The organism is Photobacterium sp. MCCC 1A19761 (genome assembly GCF_037389125.1).
In the GTDB taxonomy this organism is placed as follows: Bacteria; Pseudomonadota; Gammaproteobacteria; order Enterobacterales; family Vibrionaceae; genus Photobacterium.
Window position 1 is genome coordinate 219622 of the sequence record NZ_JAZGTF010000001.1, and the last position, 20179, is coordinate 239800.

Genomic DNA, 20179 nt, shown 5'->3' on the forward strand with positions numbered 1-20179 from the left:
AGGGAGTTCATGACATGGAATATTCAACCAGAAAAAATTATGTTCAATGGATCGCCGCCTTGATAACGCTATTGCTGTTCACTACGGTGAGTTCCGATAGCTTCGCCGCGCGAGCCCAAAGTATTTCAGTGCCACAAAATAAATCCCGGTTAGTGGAGATCCCGGGGGCTGCCAAAAAAATCTCGGTCGGTAACCCGAATGTCGCGGACATTCTGATCCTCCGCTCCAACAAGATCTATGTGCTGGGTAAGCAGTTGGGCACCACCAATGTGATTATCTGGGATTCCAGAGACCGGCTCATCACGGTGCTGGATGTCGAGGTAACTCATGACCTGAATGCCCTCAAAGCCAAGCTCTATGAGTTTATGCCCAGAGAGAAAATCGCCGTCTATACCAGTCAAAACAAGCTGGTGCTGAGTGGCGAAGTCTCCAGTGCCGAAAAAGTTGCCATGGCGGTCGAAATTGCCAACACCTTTACCGGCGAGGATACGGGCATCATCAATATGATGACCGTCAGCGGCTCGCACCAAATCATGTTGGAAGTAACGGTCGCCGAAGTGCAGCGTTCTCTGGTCAGAGAGTTTGATTCCAAGTTCATCTTTGCCCGCAATGGCAGCAACTGGACCTGGGGTGGTGTCAATGGCGGTGCCAGCTTTCCGGATGCTGTGGGCGTCGATGGGACCCGAGTTCCTGTATTTAACCCAGCCGCCGGCAACGGTGCCGTCATTGGCCCGGTGATTGATGAAATTGCCCCGAACCCGCTCAATATTGATGACAACGGACTCTTCGCCAGCTTCCTGAGTGGCAATACGCTCTTCACGGCCGCGTTTAACATTGCCAAAACCAATGGCATGGCCAAAGTTCTGGCCGAGCCCACCCTGACCTCACTCAGCGGTGAGCAGGCAGAGTTTATTTCCGGCGGGGAGTTCCCGATCCCGGTGCCGAATAACGACAACGTGACCATTGAGTTTAAAGAGTTCGGGGTGGGACTGAAGTTTCTTCCCACGGTAGTGTCGGAAGACAGCATCAACCTGGCTTTAAATATCGAAGTCAGTGAAATTGCCAATCAAAATGCCGTGACGCTGACCCCGACAGGCACAGGCTCGCAATTCTTCATCCCGGCACTGACCAAACGCGGGGCAAAAACCACGGTTGAACTGGGGAACGGTCAGACCATTGGGATTGCCGGCCTGCTCAACGAAAACATTACTGATGTGGTCGATAAGCTGCCGGGGCTGGGTGATCTTCCCATTATCGGCCAACTGTTCCGCAGCCAGTCGTTCCGCAAGGGCGAAACAGAATTAGTCATTCTGGTCACCCCTCGGCTCGCTAAGCCTATCCGCCGTCAAGATGTCACTTTGCCCACTGACAATTTTGTCGAACCGAATGACTGGGAATATTACCTGCTCGGCCGGATGAGCGAATTAAAAGCGAAAGAGACAACAAACACCAACAATTTGCAAGCATCACGGCCGGCACCCACCACGATTTCACCGAATGCCGGTGCTGAAGGTCAGTTTGGGCACAGTTTATAAGGAGTACTGATGATGAAAACTGTCTTAGCCGTCGCTTTGTGGCTCTTGTTCTGTTCAACCGCCACCGCAAAAAGTGACCCCTTCGGACAAAGTAAGCACCAACTCATCCGGATGCAAACAATTGATCCTTTAGCCGAGACTCGAGTGCCCGAGGGTCCGCCACGGTTTAGTGGTAAAAAAGCCAGTAAATCGATTAATACGGAACAAAAAGGCTTGAAGTCGGAAAAAGTCAAAGAGAAAAACATGATTGTCAGCAAGTAAACGATTGTAATGATTGCTCCCTGAGCAGAGGTATCACCATGGCTTTACAACGAAACATGACCATCTCACCACGCCGGCAACGAGGCGTTGTTGCCGTCTTTGCAACCCTCGCGATGGCGGTGCTGATCGGCGCCGGCGCAATGGCCATGGATGTCGGCAACCTCATCCTATCGAAAGGGAAACTGCAGAATCTGGCTGATTCTGCAGCGCTCAGTGCCGCCAATACCATCGATCGGGGCGGCGATCATAACGAAGCAATCATTGCGGGCAAGCAAACCATCACCCATAACCTCGACCTGGACGGTTTTGCGAATATTTCCGTCAGCGATAGCAATATTACCGTCGAATTTTCGGAAACCTTGCCCTTTGACCCAAGTACCGCCACCGCGACGTCCCCCTACGTCAGGGTGCGCATTGAGAATGTGGATATCCCGGACTTTCTGGTCAAAGTGTTTAGCATTGATTTCAAAGCCAGAGCCTCTGCCGTTGCCGGGCCAAGCACAAGCGTCGCTCGGGCCTGTAACGTGACACCGCTCAGTATTTGCGAAGGCGATGAAGACCCGTCATCAGCCTCCGGCTATGCGGCGGGCTCCCTGCATGTCCTGAAAGCATCCTCCTCAAAAGACTCCAGCATCGGGTCCGGGAACTTTCAACCGGTAGCCCTCACCGACAGTGACGGCAATCCAATGTCAGGGGCCAGTACCTACCAGGACGCGCTTGCCGGTAGTTTCAATGCCTGCATGGGTCTGATTGAAGATACACCGATCACAACTGAACCCGGAAATATGACGGGCCCTTCCGAAGGCATTGATACCCGATTCGGGATTTACAAAGGGGATCTGAAAAAAGATGCCGATTTATATCCCGCTGATATTGATTCGAGTTACGCCGCTGACTATGTCCAGGTCACCACAGAAACGCAGGTAGATGCCGAGGGCAACACTGTGAGCCGGTATGTGGCGAACAAAGACTACAGCGCGATGCACAATTACAACACCTACAAACAGAGCTACAGCGATATCGACTATGAAACCTGCCTGGCCTCGGAGTCGTGCCAAAGCAAAGGGTATTACCGTCGGGTGATTGCCACGCCGGTGTTGAAATGCGACCAAGCCACAAAATCAGGGGGACGGATGGATATTCCGCTGAAAGGACTCGCCTGCTTTTACCTGGTGCAGCCCATGAGCGTCACAGAACATGTCGACGATTCTGGAAACGGTGGTGATGGTACCTGGTTAATCGGCGAGTTTATCTCAGATTGTCGAATCAATAACGGTAATCCGGGACTGGTTCCAAATGACAAGGGCCCGTACAAAATTGTGCTCTACAAAGACCCGGCCAGCGAGGATTCCTAATGAAAAGATCAGAACATGGACTCGCAATGGTTGAGTTTACCATACTACTCCCGCTCCTATTATTGATATTGATGTCAATCCTTGAGCTGGGACGCGCATTTTACACTTACACCGAATTGGAAAAATTAACCCGGGACTGTACCCGATATCTGTTGAACGAAATCAGTAAAGACACCACCACAACCTATGCGCTGACACAAGATCAGATCGATGCTGCCAGTAATCTGGCTGTATATGGTTCCGTCAACGGCGGCAGTAACGCAGCGCTGCCAGCGCTCAATACAGATCAGATCAGCATCACCCAAAAAAGCAATCATATTCAGGTTGAAATCACTTATCCGTATCAACCTGTACTGGCTTCAATTCCCAGCTTTTTCAGTACAGACGCTATATCGCTAAATTTTAATATGACCTCAAGCTATACCATGAGGACACTGTAATGAACCATCAACCCCAAAAACAAAGCGGCGTCACTATCGTTGAATTTACGATCATCGCTTCGCTATTTTTCTTACTGATATTCTCGATCATCGAGTTTGGTCGGTTGATGTTTACCTGGCATACGCTCAATGAAACCAGTCGACGGGTCGCGAGATTAGCCAGTGTATGCCAGATCACGGCAACCGAGCAGGCCGATGCACTGAACGCTGCAATTATCGATAGCGTCCCGCTACCCAACTTTTCAGCAAACAATATTCAGGTGAAATATCTCGACAGCGACGGGGGGGAAGTTTCTGAGCCGCTTACCGATCCCAGTAATCACATGAAAATCGAGTTTGTGGAAGCCAGCATTATTAACTACAACCTGGAGTTACTGATCCCCCTGGCGACTTTCGGCGTGAAATTCACAGCCCCTGAATTTAAAACAATCCTGCCTCGCGAAAGCTTGGGTGTGACCAGAACCGGATTCACAGATTGTTGAGGTGATGTATGAACAATATCTGTACTCTGTCAGTCAATGACACAAGGACGAAACGCCCCCTGTCAACCTATCTGGATGGTTGGATCCTGAGCAATAACCCGGCGTTCGTCACCCCTTTGGCCAATTACGTTCAGCAATGGCCCAATACGAAATTTAAGTCGGTCGATGAACATACTTTTTTCACCCAAGGGAAAAGTGGCGGTCAAGCGGCGCCGGATATGATCCTGCTAGATGGTAATACGGACTGGGTCACCATAGCGAAAGGCATCAAGCAATATCATGGCGATCAACCCCAGGTTATTTTGCTGACAGAGAAAAATGACACTCAAATTCTTCGCCATGCGCTGAAATCCGGGATCAAAGATGTGTTAATGATCCCCTTCGATGAAGAAGAGCTCGAGCAACTGTTTCACGATTGTGCTGCGGAAAAAAGAAACAACTGCAAACAAGGCAAAGTCAGTGTTGTTATGAACGCCAAAGGGGGAATGGGTGCCACCATTATTGCGACTACCATTGCTCATTTAATTGCGTTAGAGAAAACAACCCACCCGGTTCTCATCGATACCGATGCACAATTCGGTTGTTCTGCCAACCTGCTGTCGACCAAGCCTAAATTCACCTTAGGGGAAGCGCTAGATCAAGTCGATGAGCTGGATGAATACGCACTCAGCGGCATGCTGACCAAACATGAATCCGGGCTGAAATTTATCCCCAGCCGTTCGCAGGAGTTGCTGGATAACCTGCCGGAAATGAAATCTATTTCATTTAACCGCTTCTTGCTTCAGGTCAAAAACAACTTTGATCATGTCATTGTGGATCTGTCGCGGGGTCTCGAAAGTACGACCCTGCCGGCCATTGCTGAAGCCAGCAATATTTATATTGTGGTTCAGCAGTGCATCCCGGCCATCAGTGAAGCTGCGAACCTGATCAAGCAACTGAAACACCTGATGGGGATTAATCAGCAATCCATTCAAGTGATCGTCAACCGGTATTCAAAAAACAATGAAATAAAACCCGATGAGATTAAACGCTCATTGCATGTTGATAAGCTGATTCTGATCCCGAACGATTACACCTCAGTCAATTCATCAACCAATTTAGGGGAACTGCTGGCAACGCATTACCCTCAAAAACCAATCGTAAAAGCGCTGACGCAGGTTTCCGATGCCATTTTGGAAAAAGAGTCGGAGCAAGTTCACGGCCTGAAGCGTATTTTTTCGTTTCTAAGGAGCTAGTATGTTTTTGAAAAAAAATTCAGCCCCCCAGGAATCCATCCAGGGCAAGGTGAAGTCTGAAGCTGTAAAGGAACAACCTAGCTCCCATGTTTCGGCCAACAGCGGTGAGCGCAAGGTGAAACAGCAACTCTTGGATGCGTTGTTTAATGCGTTGGACCTGTCCCTGCTGGAATCGCTCCCCGACCATGAAGCCCGGATCCAGGTTGCCGAAACCGCAACCATGCTGCTGCTTGAACAGGATGTTCCCCTGAACGCCGAAAGCAGAAGACGCGTGGTTGAAGAAGTCGGGGATGAAATCCTCGGTTTAGGCCCCCTGGAGCCTTTGCTAAAAGATAAATCCATTTCGGATATTCTGGTCAACTCCCATGATCGGATTTACGTGGAGCGCGGCGGGAAGCTGGTCGCAACCGATGCCAGTTTCCGCGACGACAGCCACTTGCTCAACGTCATCGACAGAATTGTGTCTCAGGTCGGGCGTCGAATTGACGAAAGCTCGCCCATGGTTGATGCCCGGTTGAAGGACGGCTCCCGGGTGAACGCGATCATTCCTCCCCTGGCAATTGATGGCCCTTCACTGTCGATCCGGCGCTTTGCCGTCGAACGGCTCCAGGTGGATCAACTCCTTGAGTTCGGCACCCTGAATCAAGAAATGGCGCATTTTCTTGAAGCCATTGTGAAAGGTCGCCTGAATATTCTCATCTCGGGCGGGACCGGTTCCGGTAAAACAACAACATTGAATGTTTGCTCCGGCTTTATTCCCGAAAATGAACGGATCATTACCATTGAAGATTCAGCGGAACTGCAACTGCAACAGCCCCATGTGGTGCGGCTTGAAACTCGCCCACCGAACATTGAAGGCCGCGGCGCAATCACCCAACGGGAGCTGGTGATTAACTCGCTGCGGATGCGCCCGGATCGAATCGTGGTCGGTGAGGTTCGTGGCGGGGAAGCCGTCGATATGCTGGCCGCGATGAACACCGGCCATGATGGTTCCATGACCACCATTCACGCCAATACCCCGCGTGATGCTTTAGGGCGTATCGAGAACATGTTTGCCATGGCCGGGTGGAACATGCCGATTAAAAATGTGCGGGCTCAGATTGCTTCGGCCTTGCACATTGTCGTGCAGCTACGACGGATGGAAGACGGTAAACGACGTATCACCAGCATTGTTGAAATAAACAGCATGGAAGGTGATGTTATTACCATGACGGAGCTGTTTCAGTTCAAACGACGCGGCATTGATGCCGAAGGTCACGTTCTTGGCGACTACCAGGCGACAGGGAATATTCCTTCATTTATGGAAGCCTTCAAACATATGGGCATTGAGCTTCCCTATACCTACTTTTCGGCAGATAAACGGGGGCTGTAATGGATCAGAATTTACAGATGTACCTGATTGTTCTGTTTCTGGCCGTGGTCGTGATCTCGCAAGCGCTGATGATTTCGACCACAGGGACGCGCGCCAAGCGTTCACGGTTACTCAAACAGCAGCTTGAGTATATTGCGGAATCAGGCAATACCAACCAGAAGTCTCTGCTCCGAAAACAATACCTCGATCAGCTCTCCGCAACGGAACGCTGGTTGGAAAACAACCCGCTGGGAGAATATCTGGCAGAGAAGCTCTCCCTGGCCGGGCTGGAGTGGAAGGCCTACAAAGTCGTCTTTTGGCTTATGGTCGCTGGTTTCGGTGCCAGCTTGGCCGTATTAGTCTTTACCCTGAACCTGCAAATGGCACTCCTCTCCCCGCTCGCCATCCTCATCGGGTTTAGTCTTTGGCTCAGGAGCCAAGCCGAAAAACGCCTGAACCTGTTTGAAGAGCAGTTTGTCGAAGCGCTGGATGTGATGAAAAGGGCACTGTTGGTCGGTTACCCCTTCACGGATGTGATGAAAACGGTCAGCGAAGAAATGCCGCCGCCGGTTTCGACCGAGTTTGGCAAAACCTTTGTCGAGCTGAATTACGGGGTCGACCTCAGGGTTGCATTAACCAATCTTGCGCATCGCAATCCTTCGGTCAACGTACTGGCCTTTAACAGTGCCGTGATCATCCAGAAAGAGACCGGCGGCAACCTTGCTGAAACCCTGGAAAAACTGTCCGAGGTAATTCGAGGACGTTTTCGCTTAATGCGAAAAGTACGGACTTTATCGGCAGAAGGACGCATGTCAGCTTGGATCTTGATGCTCGTCCCTTTTGTTCTTTTTCTTATTTTATATATCAGCAACCCCGATTACATTTCTCCCCTGCTAGAATCAGAAAGAGGATCAACTGTACTGACCGTCACCGGGATCAGTATGTTTCTGGGGTTATTGTGGATACGTAAAATTCTGCGTATTGAGGTGTGACATGGACTACATCATCACCCTGATCAACGGTTTTATTGATAATGAAGAATATGCGCGATGGCTGGTTCTCGGCATGGCCTTTTTCAGTGCGGTTGCCTTTACGATTTGTATCGGCATTCTCCTGCTCAATTTGTTAAGCCCACTCAAAAAGCAACTCAATCTTATCTCCGGAGGCCAGTCCGGTAAAAAGGGGCAAGAATCCAATCAATTTGATAAAACCCTTGAGTCACTGGAAAAATATGTCACTCCTAAATCCATCAAGGAAAGAAACAGCACAACCCAGCTTTTAATGCATGCGGGCTACCATGAAGAAAATGCACTCACGTCATTTTATGCGATTAAAATAGCCTTGGTCATTATTACCTTCTTTGCTGCGCTCGTCGTGACCCGGTTTATACCGGAGTTAACTTCTCAGAAAATTATCATCTATACCCTTTTTGCCATGGGGATTGCCTCATTTATCCCCAATTTCATTCTGAAGAGAATGGCGGAAAAACGAATCAAGTCGCTGAAGAACGCTTTTCCGGATGCCCTCGACCTACTGGTCGTCTCATCCGAAGCCGGGTTGGGATTTCTTGCAGCACTTAATCGTGTGTCCAGTGAAATCAGTTCAATCTCTCCGTCACTCAGCCATGAACTTCAGCTGATTTGTCAAAAAGTCAGGGTCGGTGTACCCATGCCAACGGCGATGCATCAATTCATTGAACGGACTGGGCTGCTCGAGCTTCAAGGCCTGGTCAGTATTATTACCCAATCAGTCAAGCTCGGTTCCAGCATGGGGGACACCCTCAGAGAGTATGCCGAAGAATTTCGGGATCGCCGCATGCAAAAGGCCGAAGAAGAAGCGGCAAAAATCGGGACGAAAATGATTTTCCCGCTAGTCACTTGTATCTGGCCAGGCTTTTTTGCCGTCGCCGTTGGACCAGCAATTATCGCTGTATTAGACGTTTTTTCCGGCCGATAAATCATTCCAGTATAAGGATGTGGGAGTAAATTATGCGCTATCTATCTAATCCGCGAAGTGGTTCGCTGGCCCTACTTTGTTTGACCCTGTTCTTCACGGGATGTAGTTCAACGGAGCAAACAGCCGGGCAACAAGTCAATTTTGATCACGAACTTTACGATGGAAAGCCAACGTTGGGTTTAACCAATGAGTTTCCACCGGAAACACCGGAAGAGGCCATTGTTCGCGGCGATAAAGCATATATGGGGAACAACCCGGACCTTGCCCTGTACGAGTATATTCGCGCGCTCAGCTTCCCTTCACAGAAAGATGCTGACCAGGCCTACTATAAAATTGGCTATATTCATCAGCAGCGGAATAATTTTGAACTGTCCAAACTGGCCTATGGCCGGGCAGCTTTAATCAAAGCAGATAATATTCAATACGCGGCGGCATTGGGTGTGGTACAGCTCAAACTCGGTGAGCACAAAAATGCGGAGGCCCAGTTATTACGCGTCGCGAGAATGGATCAGGACAGACAGAATAACAAAGACTGGCTCCCCAATAGTCAAGGTCCGGCAAAGCAACTCGCTTTAGACAAGCAATCGCCACTGAATGCCTACATTGGCCTCGGGATACTGGCTGATCTGGATGCCCGCCACAAAGATGCACAAGCCATCTATCTGGCAATCCTCAAGCTGGAGCAAAAATCGCCGAAAGCGCTGATGAACCTGGGCTACTCCTACTATTTGGATGGCAATTTGCCTCAAGCGGAAATTATCAATCAACGCACCACCCTGCTGTACCCGAACAATAAACGCGCCTGGTCTAACCTCGGACTCACCTATATCAAAGCCAAACGCTACGATGATGCACTGGACGCGCTTTCCAAAATCATGACGCGGGCTGAAGCCCTCAATGATATCGGCTACTTCTCCATGCTGAGCGGCGACTATGAATCTGCCGTTTATCACCTGGAGCAAGCAATCAATGCCAGCCCGACATACTACGCCAAGGCCTACCAGAACCTGGACCGTGCGAAGAAATTACAGCTCAATGCCCCGGCGGTAAAACTGTCGAACAAGATGAATGACCCGATCAATAACAGCCAAATTCAGGCGACAGTGTACTCAATCACGGATACGACCCATTAAGTCCGTTTTCACGATTAAGCCTCCGGGCCTCAGTCCCAGCGGCTAAAACGAAAAAAGCCCTGTCTGACGACAGGGCTCTTCGAATGTGGCGGAGCGCTTCGGGTAACAGCGGATTTACTTCGCCCTTCGGGCCGTTGCCTGAAAGCGCCTTCGGCTGGCAACGTTGTCTCGCTTCGCTCGGCTGAAGACACGCCGTCCGCCCCGCTAGGATTCTTCACCCTATCTCATCATCACAAATTTCAGACATAAAAAAACCGCTGAGAGTTCAGCGGTTCTTTTATGTGTGGCGGAGAGATAGGGATTTGAACCCTAGATACGCTATAAACGTATGCCGGTTTTCAAGACCGGTGCTTTCAACCACTCAGCCATCTCTCCGAAATATGGCGGTGAGGGAGGGATTCGAACCCTCGATACGTTGCCGTATACACACTTTCCAGGCGTGCTCCTTCAGCCACTCGGACACCTCACCAAATTGTTGTCGGACGCTTTGCGTCTCAACGGCGGCTAATTTAATGGCTTAGCGCATCAGGGTCAAGCGCTTTTCTTGAAAATCGCCACGAGTGTTGAGGAATAGTGCAAATTGCCTATGATACAGTCCAATCGCTTGTTTTTATTTACTGCTACACTTCAACACAGCACTGCTGCTGCACCACAACCAGGAATCGGCCATGATCAAATGGGCTTCATTGATACCGTTATTCTTGCTTCTTCTGTCTTCTTTCCCGGGCCTCGCCGACTCCGAAGAAACACAGAGTCGTTTGCAGCTGCTGACGCAGCAGATTGACGTGTTAGAGAAACAAGATAATACCCCGGAAGTCATCAAAGCCCTGGACACCCTGACCCAAGCCAAACGCCAGTTGGAAAAAACCGCCGAGTTTAAACGTCAGACCCAGCAATACCGCGATTTAATCACTAACTTTGATCAACAAACCCAAGCGCTCGATGAGCAGATCAACGCCTTTTCTGCCACCCAATTTCCGGACTTCGGCGCATGGGATCAGGAGCAGCTGACCCTGGAAGTCGCCGAGCAGGACAGCCGCTTAGAGCAACTGGAGCAAAGCCGGAACGATGACAAGAATGATCTCCAGGCCATCGAACAGGGCATTGATGATTTTTCCTATCAATCGGAGCTGCTGCGCGAAAAGATCAAACGGACTGAAAAGCAACTTAAACATGAACGCCAGCAAGAAGCGGCGCCGGAGGTGCTTCTGCCGCTGGAGATCGCACACGAATACTATGTCAGCCAACTCTATGCCCTGGAAGCCAAACAGCTCAGTGCCGGGAACCGACGTACTCTGGCCAAACAACGGATTCAACTGAGCAACTCAGAAATCGAAGCCCGCCAGGCTTACCGCAATAATCTGGAACGCCGGCTCACCCGCCTGCAACGCGCAGAGATCGATGAACAAACCGAGGAGCAGGAACCCCCTAAGCCTGAATCAGAACCCCTCCCCCAGGCTTTGCAGACACGACAAGCGCAAAACGAACGCTACAGCAAAGCCCTGGAAACGCTGGTCAATGAAATTGATCAGGTCCGGCAACAACAACAAACCACTGCCGAGCAGGAAGAAGTGGTCAACCAGACGGCATCGGATCTTGAAGCCATGGCTGAATGGCTGAAGCTGAGTCCGGCCTTCAGTGAGAACCTGCGATCGCGGATCAACCGCCTGCCGGACAATCCTCCTATCGAAACGCTGGATCGCGACATTGCCCGCAACCAAATCCAGAAGTATGAATACCGCCAACAGCTGGACATATTAAAGAATGAAGTCACCCGACCGAGGCCCGGCAACCTGACCCCGGCCCAGCAGCAACAAGCCCAAAGCTTGCTCGAGAGCAACATCGCGCTGCTGGAGCAACTGCTCAATACGTCAGACACTCTGATCTATCAACAAGCGACACTCAAAGTTGCCTATGAAAACCTCAACACCAATTTAAACGAACTCGAAGCGCAAGCCATTAAGCGCCTGTTCTGGGCACCGGATACTAATCCCCTCGGTCTGAATGTGATCCTAGGGACCTGGGAAAAATTGAAGTGGTTCTTTTCACCGTTTCAGTGGGTGAATTTATTGAAGATCCCCACAACCGTCGACAAAACCACTCAGATTTTTGTCTTCACGACAATCGTCTTTTTGCTCCTGGCCTTAAGTCGGTTCAGAAAACGCTGGAAGAAATATCTGAAGGCCACCAGCCAGAAGATCGGCAAAGTTACCCAGGACAAATTTCGCTTCAGTATTTATAACGTCTGTATTGCATTTCTGCTGGCCTGGCCGTTCCCGTTTGCGGTTGGTTTACTGGGCTATTTACTCAGCGATGCCTGGCAATATCCCTTCATCCATCACCTGGGCCAGGCACTCGCGATTCCGGTCTCGCTGGCGGTGTACTGCTTTATGCGGGAGTTGGTGCGGGATGACGGGATCTTCATCAGCCACTTCGACTGGGATCAATCGCTGGTCCAACGCTGTTTTGCCCATTATCGCCGGTTGATTTGGATCTACCTCCCGCTGGCGATTGTGCAAAACTTTGCCAACCTGTACAGCGATATTGATGTCAATGCGACACTGGGGCGGCTGGCTTTCCTAATCAGCAACCTGGCGGTCAGCTTTTTCCTCTGGCGCCTGTATCATGAAAAAATCCCGATGACCTATCGTGATTTGCCCGCCGGAAAAGCCCATATCGGCCATAACCTGTTCTGGTGGACGCTGATTCTGATCCCGCAGGTGCTCAACTACACCGCCCTCAGCGGCTACCTGACCTCTTCGCAATCGGTGATGACCAAGCTGGAAATCTCCGCGGTAATTGGGGTCATCACCCTGCTGGTGTACTACCTGATCAAACGGTTGATGCTGATCCAGAAAAGACGACTGGCGTTTGAACGTGCCAAAGCCAAGCGCCAGGAGATTCTGGCGCAACGACTGGCAGAAGTGCAGGTCGACAAAGAAGAGAGCTTTGCCAGCAGCGAAATGCAGATTGAAATCGAAGAGCCGGAAATCGATCTGGAAAAAATCAGCGCCCAGTCGTTGCGGCTGCTGCGCTCCCTGTTGCTGCTGATCTACTTGACGATGGTCGCCGTTGTCTGGTCCGATTTTTATCAGGCGATCACCTTTCTGGAAGACATCACTCTGTGGGATGTTTCCACAACGATTGACGGCATGGAAGAGCTCAGCGCAATATCCCTGAAAAGCGTCCTGCTTGCCGGCTTGGCCTTCTGGCTCACGGCCATCATTACCCGGGACTTGCCCGGGGCCATGGAGCTGCTGATCCTGCAACACCTGGATCTCTCCCCTGGCACCGGCTATGCCATCACCTCCCTCACCCGTTACACCACCATTTTCCTCGGGATCATCATCGGCTCCGGACTGATTGGCTTCGACTGGTCAAAAATGCAATGGCTGATCGCGGCGCTCGGAGTCGGTTTAGGCTTTGGCTTGCAGGAAATTTTCGCCAACTTCATCTCCGGTTTGATCGTTCTTTTCGAGCGACCCATCCGAATTGGCGATACCGTCACCATCCGTGATCTGACCGGCGTTATCGCCAAGATCAAAACCCGCGCCACGACGATTGTAGATTGGGATCGTAAAGAGGTGATTGTGCCGAACAAAGCATTCGTGACTGAGCAGTTTATTAACTGGTCACTGTCTGATCCCATCACCCGCGTCACGCTGGTGATCAGCGTGAAATACCTGGATGATACGGAGCTGGTGACCCAGTTACTGTTTGATGCGGCGGAAGAGTGTGAATTGGTGCTGGACAATCCGGCACCCGAGGTCTTCTTTCTCAGCCTGACAGCGGACAGCCAGAACTATGAGGTGCGGGCCTATGCCGCCGAAACCGCCCATCGTCTGGCCCTGACCCATGACTTGCACAGCCGCATCAAACGCAAATTCGTCGAGCACAACATCACAATTGCTTCGCCACAACTGGAAGTGACAGTGAAGAAAAGGCAAGGTCGCCCCGGCGCCAAATAAAAACAGCTCCCGTCGGGAGCTGGTTATCTCATCAGGCCGGGGGAGACTCTCAGGCTTGTTGGTAGTAGCCCGGTACCCGAAACGCGCGACGGCAGATGTCCAGAAACACGCCGTAAACCACACCCAGCAGGCCGGACACAAAAGCATTACTGGTGACCGCAGTCACGATCTGATCGACATCGGCCCCGACCACCCACAAGATACCGGCATAGACCGGTGACTGGAACAGGACGTAAGCAACCATATCAGACAGCCCTTTCATCCAGCTGCTCGGCGACAGTCGGTAACCGCTGCGCAAGATATAATCACGGAAGACACCATACGGCCAGGCAATGGCGATATTTACCGGAATTGATAAAGTTCGCGAAGCCAGGGATTGCTCAAACGTCATCCCTGAGATGAAGATTTCGATCATCATGCCGGTGAAAAAACTAAACACAACCATGGCAAATGTATCTGCTGCTGCATTACGCACACAAAATTGACCTTTCACCGACATACCGCAAATCTCCATAATATAAAATAAGGCCAAAAAACTAGTTAATCATTAAAAAATCTGGATTCAAGCAAGAACACCAGTTGATTTGTGTATTAGAACAGGTTTTTATTAAAATTAATCACCAAAGTTTTATTTTAGTTGTTAATTTACAACCAAATTTTGAACTCATGTTGAAATAATTCACCACAAAAGCGGCAGTGCCGTGCTGCAAAGCAGTCTGACCTAAGTCACAATTACAAGATAACTATGGTTGAACGTGCTAAATATCGCGAGAATACATTACCTTTTAGATCGATTTGAGTTGATGAGCTCAAAGGCGCCTATAATTACAATTTAACAACATGAACTTTATGACCTCATCAGATGCAATTACAAACAATTGTTTTTATTAGACTTAATCAGTAAATAGATTGAACATGAAAATACCTCATGATTTAAATTCACTTTAATCATTGTTTCAGACGTCATTTACAGCTTTAGAGTGATAATTTTACTAAACAACCACCTCTTGCGATTTCAGTAAGCAGTTAATCACCATAAAGTCAGAGCATCTATTGCGTAAAGTTCGTGCCTCATGGGCAGATCAGTTCGACCACGCAGGAAACTTCATCGAAAATCAGGGAGTGAATGAAACTTTCTTACACAGCATCATTGTCTCCCGGAGTGTATAGCATGCACCAACAGGGCAGCAGGTTGAGTTGGGTTAGCATTAGCGTTGGGGAAACTCAAGGTCCTGGCGACATCATAGATCCCGGGTAAATCGTGAGACACACGGATTGGCTTTATGGATAAGGGGCATTTCAGATCCGCACACTCAGCCTTCATGGGTCAAGGCGTTCGGTTCGGTATCCAAGACAACAAACCGCCACTCAGTACGAACGAGCGAACAGCAAACAAACGGATAAATAGCAGAACGGTAAGAAGGGAAAAAGACAAGCTAAACGAAAAAGACCGCCTTGTAGGCGGTCTTTCGGGAAGATGGCGGTGAGGGAGGGATTCGAACCCTCGATACGTTGCCGTATACACACTTTCCAGGCGTGCTCCTTCAGCCACTCGGACACCTCACCAATCAGATTGTTGTTGGCAACAACGGTTTATGGTTGTCGTCTCAACGGGGCGTAACTATAGTGTCCGCTCTCAACAAGGTCAATAAAAAACAAAAAAAATCGGCCCGCATGCTTAATATTTCAGCAGCTCCGGGGCCAAAACCATGGTTCCGGCCCTGATGTTACTGTGCTGCCCGGCCCTGGCTGCTACAATGCAAACTTTATACAGACGTCATGCGGCCCGGTTGAATCCATCCGGCAGACATGACGTACACATACCCTGTTCAACGAGATTGTATTATGTCATCCCCACTAAGTGAGTTACTGCAAGACCGCCAGCTGGCCGAGCAACTACTGTCTGAATCACAAACGCGTGGTTTTATCACCGCCATGGCAGCAGCGCCGCATCTGATCAACCCGTCTGAATGGTTGGCCTTTATGTGGGGCGGCGAAGAAACATCACCTTTTGCCAGCCATGAAGAGCTGGAAACTTATGCCAATGCGATTGTTGAGATTTGGAACCAGACCCGCGAAGCGCTACTGACAGGGACCTGGCAGTGGCCGGCAGATTGCGCCCTGGACGACAAAGAGCTGGTCAGCGAAGCGACCCGTGAGTTTTCCGAAGGGATGTTGCAAGGCTGGCAACTGGCGCGTGACGACTGGGAAACCTTGATGCCGGAAGACAGTGAGGACAATGCCCTGCTTGGCGGCGTGTTGCTGTGCTTCAGCCTGCTGTACGATCCGGAAAATGCGATGGAAGCTCTGGCTCAGGAAGGAGCTGACAACCTGGCGCAATTTGAAGAGATCTTTCACTCCGTGCCGACCATGGTCTGTGGCCTGACACTGCGCGCCCAGGCGCTGGTCGAAGCGCAGCAATAACGCTGCAACGGCTAGTGGACAAACAACAATGGCGGCCAATGGCCGCCATTGTTGATGATGCCTGCGTATAACGGCGATAAAGCACGCGTCGGTCAGGCGTTGCCTTTGACTTTCAATTGCAGCGCTGCGGCAAAGTCGAGCATCCGGTTCAGCGGGATCAGCGATTTCTCACGCAGGTCCGGGTCGACGAAAATCTCATGCTGCGCGCCCCCTTCGCGTAGCCCTTCTTCGATGGCCTTCAGGCCATTCATTGCCATCCACGGACAATGGGCACAGCTACGGCACGTTGCGCCGGCCCCGGCGGTCGGCGCTTCCACCAACTCTTTTTCCGGCACCATTTGCTGCATCTTAAAGAAGATGCCCTTATCCGTCGCGACAATCAACTTCTGATGCGGCAAGGTTTTCGCGGCCTTGATCAGCTGACTGGTCGAGCCAACGGCATCGGCAAGCGCGACCACGCTGGCCGGTGACTCCGGGTGTACGAGCACGGCGGCGTCCGGGTAGAGATGCTTCATCTCCCGCAGGGCTTTGGCTGAGAACTCATCGTGCACCACGCACTCACCTTGCCACAGCAGCATGTCTGCACCGGTTTGCTTCTGGATATACGCGCCCAGATGGCGATCTGGCCCCCAGATGATCGGCTTGTCTTCCGCATCCAGGTGCTCGACAATTTCCAGCGCAATACTGGATGTCACCACCCAGTCGGCACGCGCTTTCACCGCCGCCGAGGTATTGGCATACACCACCACGGTATGATCCGGATGGGCATCGCAAAACTCGGAGAATTTATCAGCCGGACAGCCCAGATCCAACGAACACTCAGCCTCCAGCGTCGGCATCAACACCCGCTTCTCCGGGGTCAGGATTTTGGCTGATTCCCCCATAAAGCGCACCCCACAGATCACCAGGGTCTTGGCCGGGTGCTGGTTCCCGAACTTGGCCATTTCCAGAGAATCGCCGACGAAACCGCCGGTCTCTTCTGCCAGGGCCTGAATTTCAGGGTCGGTGTAGTAGTGGGCAACCAAAACCGCATCTTTTTCCTTCAGCAGGGCTTTGATTTTTGCTTTGTATGCCAGCTGCTCGTCGACAGTCAACGGCGTCGGCTTCGGGGGAAACGGGTAAATCATTTCAGAGGGATCAAATGTCAGGCTCATGTCTCGAATTGCTCTATCAGCTCGTCCTTACTCGTCCGGGCATTATACACCGCCGCCGCTGAATTTATACACAGCCCCACAAAGTTCTGACAAGTCTGTAACATGATTGGGATTTCAGATAGCAAAAAGGCCAGTAAAAACTGACCTTTAGCGAATTTTCTTTTTATTTGGCAAGCTTTTTCAGCTGTCGCTCGGCCTGGCTGGAGCTGGTCGAGTCCGGATAGAGTTCCATCACTTGCTGATAAAGCTTTTTAGCCTCATCCACTTGCTTGCTTCGCTCGGCAATCACGCCCAGTTTCAGCATCGCATCTGCCCGTTTATTGGAATCTTTAACGCTGGTAACGGCTTTAAACTGTTCAGTGGCTTCCGGCAATTTATTCTGAGTGAAGTACAACTGCCCCAGCCAGTAATGGGCGTTCGGCAGATAAACCGATTCCGGGTAAGTGCTCAGGAAAGACTGAAACGCAGCCACGGCACCGTTGTAATCCTTCTCTTTGAGGATCAGATTGACGGCTTTCTCGTAGGCATCGTTTTCACTGACATTGGTGCTGTACGTCTCCGTGGACGCAGGCTCGTCAGACTCAGGCTTGGCTTCCATTTTCGGCTGACGGCTCAGCGTATCCAGCTCTCGATAGAGCTCACGCTGGCGTTCCAGCATCTGGTTGAGCTCATAGGTATTGCGCTCTACGGCACCGCGCAGTTCGCTGACCTCGGAACCCAGTTGATCCAACTGACGCTGCATCTCCAGCTGAATTTGATTTCGCGCCTCAATCATCCGCTCCAGGCGGGTCAAGCTGTCATCACGCTGCTGGCTGTTGCTACCAGCGCTATTCAGCTCGGTAACAGGTGCAGGCGCGGCGACCACTTGGGTCGCCGCACCAACCAGCAACGTAAATGCGAGGCGACGCATCGTGTTACTGTTCATAGTCGTTTCCTACAGATTAGTAAACCAGAACCGAACGACGGTTCTTCGCGTAATCTGAATCAGTGTGGCCAAGAACCAATGGTTTCTCTTCACCATAGCTCACAATCGAGATTTGGCTTGCAGAAACACCCAGCGCCTGCAGGTATTTCGCAACCGCATTGGCACGACGCTCACCCAGCGCAATGTTGTACTCTGGCGTACCACGCTCATCCGCGTGACCTTCAATAATCACTTTCACTGCACCGTTATCACGCAGGTATTGTGCATGTGCTGTCAGCATGTCCTGGTAATCCGGCTGAATTTCAGCGTTATCAAACTTGAAGTAAACGGTCTGCTCCTGGCGCAGCTGCTGGTTACGCACTTCCTGCTCAGACAGGGCTGCATCGCCTGCTTCTACTGGCGTTGCAACTGTAGTTTGATCAGCAGGTGTTGTCACTGCTGTGCCCGCACCGGCGTTGGTCGTTTCTGATGCCGCAGCGCTATCAGTGCTTTCGTTCGAGCTACAAGCAGCCAGAGTGATCATTGGCAGCGCAATTGCCAAACCCTTTAAAACTTTATTCAGTTGCATTTTATTTTCCTTTTATATCGCTATTTTTTTAGGTGAACGTTATAAGAACGGCCCCCAGGATGGAGCGCGAACCCGCCCGTTCGTCGCAGGTAATCGTGCTTTAAAGCGCCCGTCAATCGACACAAGTGACAACTCATTCGATTTATCATTCACAGAGCTGTAAATCACCATGCCACCGTTGGGGGCAATACTTGGCGACTCATCCAAAAACGTCTTCGTCAATATCTGAACCGCACCGGTTTTCAGATCTTGTTTAGCAATGTTATACCCAGAGTCTGATCTGTGTACCATTACCAAGAACCGTCCATCAGGCGTCAATTGACCACCCAGGTTCTGACTTCCTTGCCAAGTAAGACGCTTAGTCGAACCGTCTGCTAAATTTACTCGATATATCTGGGGTTTACCACCTCTGTCTGAGGTAAAGATCATAGACTGACCATCTGGATCCCAAAATGCCTCGGTGTTATTCGCACGACCATCCGTAACTTGGGCGAGTTTCTTCGTTTCCAGATCCAGCACATAAATCTGTAAACTGCCGCTTTTCGAGAGCACTAAAGCAAGTTTTTTACCATCTGGTGAAAAACGTGGTGAACCATTATGCCGCGGGAACGACGCAACCATTTCGCGGGTGCCCTGGTAAATGTCCATCACAAAAACTTGGGCTTGCTTATTTTCAAAGCTGACATAAGCGAGCTTACTACCATCCGGTGACCAGGATGGCGACATCAACGGCTGCTGAGATTTCAGCACCAGCTGTTCGTTGTAGCCGTCATAATCAGCAATACGTAACTGGTACGGATACTTGGCTTTGTCGTCAATCACGACATATGAAATTCGGGTCAGGAAAGCCCCTTTCTCGCCGATCAGCGTCTCATACACGATATCGGAAATCCGGTGCGCGTACTGACGCAGACGGCTCTTTTTCACCGTCGCCGTGCGGGTAAACAGCACGTGATCTTTGGTCAGCACCAGTTTGCCATTATCCAGCCCCCGGCTTTCGCCACTGGTCAGCTGGCCGCGAACCACATCCACCAACTGGTATTTGATGACATAGTTGCCATCGGCATTCAGGGTGACCTGACCGGTCACCAGCGCATCCACCCCGAGCGAAGTCCAGGCGGTGTAATCCACTTCTTCATCGCTGTATGGTGTTTGCGGCATCTTGCTGGTTGCCACCGGGCTGAACTTGCCACTGCGACGTAAATCGGAGGCAATCACCGCCGCAAGATCGGTCGGCATCCGGCCCTCGCCTTCCCACTTGAACGGCACCACACCAATCGGACGGGCAGAATCAACCCCTTCGGTGATCACCAGCTCTAATTCAGCTTGTGCGATTTGGCTAAAACTCAACAGAGCAATACACAAGCCCATGATCCAACGTTTCATCACTAC

17 protein-coding genes and 3 tRNA genes are annotated in these 20179 nt (G+C 50.8%); 12 read left to right on the forward strand and 8 right to left on the reverse strand.

The window, feature by feature from the left end:
* The first annotated feature begins 14 nt into the window (after nucleotides 1-14).
* Genes VV869_RS00935 through VV869_RS00980 form a run of 10 tightly spaced genes read left to right on the forward strand, consistent with a single transcriptional unit; the run spans nucleotide 15 to nucleotide 9748 of the window.
* Nucleotides 15-1535: a type II and III secretion system protein family protein gene (locus tag VV869_RS00935; RefSeq protein WP_337733151.1), complete on the forward strand. Its 1521-nt coding sequence runs from the start codon at nucleotides 15-17 to the stop codon at nucleotides 1533-1535.
* 9 nt (nucleotides 1536-1544) lie between these two features.
* Nucleotides 1545-1796 (forward strand): hypothetical protein, encoded by a 252-nt coding sequence (locus VV869_RS00940; RefSeq protein WP_337733152.1) that lies wholly within the window; start codon nucleotides 1545-1547, stop codon nucleotides 1794-1796.
* A 38-nt stretch (nucleotides 1797-1834) separates the two neighbouring features.
* A complete protein-coding gene (locus VV869_RS00945; protein ID WP_337733153.1) occupies nucleotides 1835-3151 on the forward strand; it encodes a pilus assembly protein TadG-related protein in 1317 nt (438 codons plus the stop codon).
* Nucleotides 3151-3591, forward strand: coding sequence for a TadE/TadG family type IV pilus assembly protein (locus VV869_RS00950; RefSeq protein WP_337733154.1), 441 nt, complete (start codon nucleotides 3151-3153; stop codon nucleotides 3589-3591). The genes VV869_RS00945 and VV869_RS00950 overlap by 1 nt, the downstream gene beginning before the upstream one ends.
* On the forward strand, nucleotides 3591-4073 hold the full coding sequence (locus VV869_RS00955) for a TadE/TadG family type IV pilus assembly protein (RefSeq protein WP_337733155.1): 483 nt from the start codon (nucleotides 3591-3593) through the stop codon (nucleotides 4071-4073). The genes VV869_RS00950 and VV869_RS00955 overlap by 1 nt, the downstream gene beginning before the upstream one ends.
* 8 nt (nucleotides 4074-4081) lie before the next feature.
* A complete protein-coding gene (locus VV869_RS00960) occupies nucleotides 4082-5308 on the forward strand; it encodes an AAA family ATPase (RefSeq protein WP_337733156.1) in 1227 nt (408 codons plus the stop codon).
* A gap of 1 nt (nucleotide 5309) precedes the next feature.
* Nucleotides 5310-6680 (forward strand): CpaF family protein, encoded by a 1371-nt coding sequence (locus VV869_RS00965; RefSeq protein ID WP_337733157.1) that lies wholly within the window; start codon nucleotides 5310-5312, stop codon nucleotides 6678-6680.
* Nucleotides 6680-7651, forward strand: coding sequence for a type II secretion system F family protein (locus VV869_RS00970; RefSeq protein ID WP_337733158.1), 972 nt, complete (start codon nucleotides 6680-6682; stop codon nucleotides 7649-7651). The genes VV869_RS00965 and VV869_RS00970 overlap by 1 nt, the downstream gene beginning before the upstream one ends.
* 1 nt (nucleotide 7652) lies before the next feature.
* Complete coding sequence (locus VV869_RS00975) at nucleotides 7653-8615, forward strand: type II secretion system F family protein (protein ID WP_337733159.1); 963 nt, start codon at nucleotides 7653-7655, stop codon at nucleotides 8613-8615.
* 32 nt (nucleotides 8616-8647) lie between these two features.
* The gene (locus tag VV869_RS00980) at nucleotides 8648-9748 is read left to right on the forward strand and encodes a tetratricopeptide repeat protein (protein ID WP_337733160.1); all 1101 of its coding nucleotides are present in this window, start codon (nucleotides 8648-8650) and stop codon (nucleotides 9746-9748) included.
* A 284-nt stretch (nucleotides 9749-10032) separates the two neighbouring features.
* Here the strand turns inward: VV869_RS00980 and VV869_RS00985 are convergent.
* Nucleotides 10033-10123 (reverse strand) — tRNA-Ser (locus VV869_RS00985).
* Nucleotides 10124-10129: 6 nt separating this feature from the next.
* Nucleotides 10130-10217: transfer RNA gene (locus VV869_RS00990), tRNA-Ser, on the reverse strand.
* 199 nt (nucleotides 10218-10416) lie between these two features.
* Between VV869_RS00990 and mscM the strand changes: the two genes are divergently transcribed.
* Nucleotides 10417-13716, forward strand: coding sequence for a miniconductance mechanosensitive channel MscM (gene mscM / locus VV869_RS00995; RefSeq protein ID WP_337733161.1), 3300 nt, complete (start codon nucleotides 10417-10419; stop codon nucleotides 13714-13716).
* 49 nt (nucleotides 13717-13765) lie between these two features.
* Here the strand turns inward: mscM and VV869_RS01000 are convergent, their stop codons facing one another.
* The gene (locus VV869_RS01000) at nucleotides 13766-14215 is read right to left on the reverse strand and encodes an L-alanine exporter AlaE (RefSeq protein WP_337733162.1); all 450 of its coding nucleotides are present in this window, start codon (nucleotides 14213-14215) and stop codon (nucleotides 13766-13768) included.
* 979 nt (nucleotides 14216-15194) lie between these two features.
* A tRNA-Ser gene (locus tag VV869_RS01005) sits at nucleotides 15195-15282 on the reverse strand.
* Between the two features lie 279 nt (nucleotides 15283-15561).
* On the opposite strand from VV869_RS01005, the gene VV869_RS01010 reads away from it, so the two are divergent.
* Complete coding sequence (locus tag VV869_RS01010; RefSeq protein WP_337733163.1) at nucleotides 15562-16140, forward strand: UPF0149 family protein; 579 nt, start codon at nucleotides 15562-15564, stop codon at nucleotides 16138-16140.
* Nucleotides 16141-16232: 92 nt separating this feature from the next.
* On the opposite strand, the gene nadA is transcribed toward VV869_RS01010, so the two are convergent.
* The 4 genes from nadA to tolB all read right to left on the reverse strand — a co-directional run bounded on the left by nadA (nucleotide 16233) and on the right by tolB (nucleotide 20176).
* A complete protein-coding gene (gene nadA, locus VV869_RS01015; protein WP_337733164.1) occupies nucleotides 16233-17294 on the reverse strand; it encodes a quinolinate synthase NadA in 1062 nt (353 codons plus the stop codon).
* Nucleotides 17295-17457: 163 nt separating this feature from the next.
* Nucleotides 17458-18219, reverse strand: a complete 762-nt coding sequence (gene ybgF / locus VV869_RS01020) for a tol-pal system protein YbgF (RefSeq protein ID WP_337733165.1) — start codon at nucleotides 18217-18219, stop codon at nucleotides 17458-17460.
* A gap of 16 nt (nucleotides 18220-18235) precedes the next feature.
* On the reverse strand, nucleotides 18236-18787 hold the full coding sequence (pal, locus tag VV869_RS01025; RefSeq protein WP_337733166.1) for a peptidoglycan-associated lipoprotein Pal: 552 nt from the start codon (nucleotides 18785-18787) through the stop codon (nucleotides 18236-18238).
* Nucleotides 18788-18826: 39 nt separating this feature from the next.
* A complete protein-coding gene (gene tolB, locus VV869_RS01030) occupies nucleotides 18827-20176 on the reverse strand; it encodes a Tol-Pal system beta propeller repeat protein TolB (RefSeq protein WP_337733167.1) in 1350 nt (449 codons plus the stop codon).
* Between the last annotated feature and the right edge of the window lie 3 nt (nucleotides 20177-20179).

Coding starts and splice junctions, on each gene's coding strand:
- VV869_RS00935 (WP_337733151.1), top strand. CDS start 15: ATGGAATATTCAACCAGAAAAAATTATGTTCAATGGATCGCCGCCTTG.
- VV869_RS00940 (WP_337733152.1), top strand. CDS start 1,545: ATGATGAAAACTGTCTTAGCCGTCGCTTTGTGGCTCTTGTTCTGTTCA.
- VV869_RS00945 (WP_337733153.1), top strand. CDS start 1,835: ATGGCTTTACAACGAAACATGACCATCTCACCACGCCGGCAACGAGGC.
- VV869_RS00950 (WP_337733154.1), top strand. CDS start 3,151: ATGAAAAGATCAGAACATGGACTCGCAATGGTTGAGTTTACCATACTA.
- VV869_RS00955 (WP_337733155.1), top strand. CDS start 3,591: ATGAACCATCAACCCCAAAAACAAAGCGGCGTCACTATCGTTGAATTT.
- VV869_RS00960 (WP_337733156.1), top strand. CDS start 4,082: ATGAACAATATCTGTACTCTGTCAGTCAATGACACAAGGACGAAACGC.
- VV869_RS00965 (WP_337733157.1), top strand. CDS start 5,310: ATGTTTTTGAAAAAAAATTCAGCCCCCCAGGAATCCATCCAGGGCAAG.
- VV869_RS00970 (WP_337733158.1), top strand. CDS start 6,680: ATGGATCAGAATTTACAGATGTACCTGATTGTTCTGTTTCTGGCCGTG.
- VV869_RS00975 (WP_337733159.1), top strand. CDS start 7,653: ATGGACTACATCATCACCCTGATCAACGGTTTTATTGATAATGAAGAA.
- VV869_RS00980 (WP_337733160.1), top strand. CDS start 8,648: ATGCGCTATCTATCTAATCCGCGAAGTGGTTCGCTGGCCCTACTTTGT.
- mscM (WP_337733161.1), top strand. CDS start 10,417: ATGATCAAATGGGCTTCATTGATACCGTTATTCTTGCTTCTTCTGTCT.
- VV869_RS01000 (WP_337733162.1), bottom strand. CDS start 14,215: ATGTCGGTGAAAGGTCAATTTTGTGTGCGTAATGCAGCAGCAGATACA.
- VV869_RS01010 (WP_337733163.1), top strand. CDS start 15,562: ATGTCATCCCCACTAAGTGAGTTACTGCAAGACCGCCAGCTGGCCGAG.
- nadA (WP_337733164.1), bottom strand. CDS start 17,294: ATGAGCCTGACATTTGATCCCTCTGAAATGATTTACCCGTTTCCCCCG.
- ybgF (WP_337733165.1), bottom strand. CDS start 18,219: ATGAACAGTAACACGATGCGTCGCCTCGCATTTACGTTGCTGGTTGGT.
- pal (WP_337733166.1), bottom strand. CDS start 18,787: ATGCAACTGAATAAAGTTTTAAAGGGTTTGGCAATTGCGCTGCCAATG.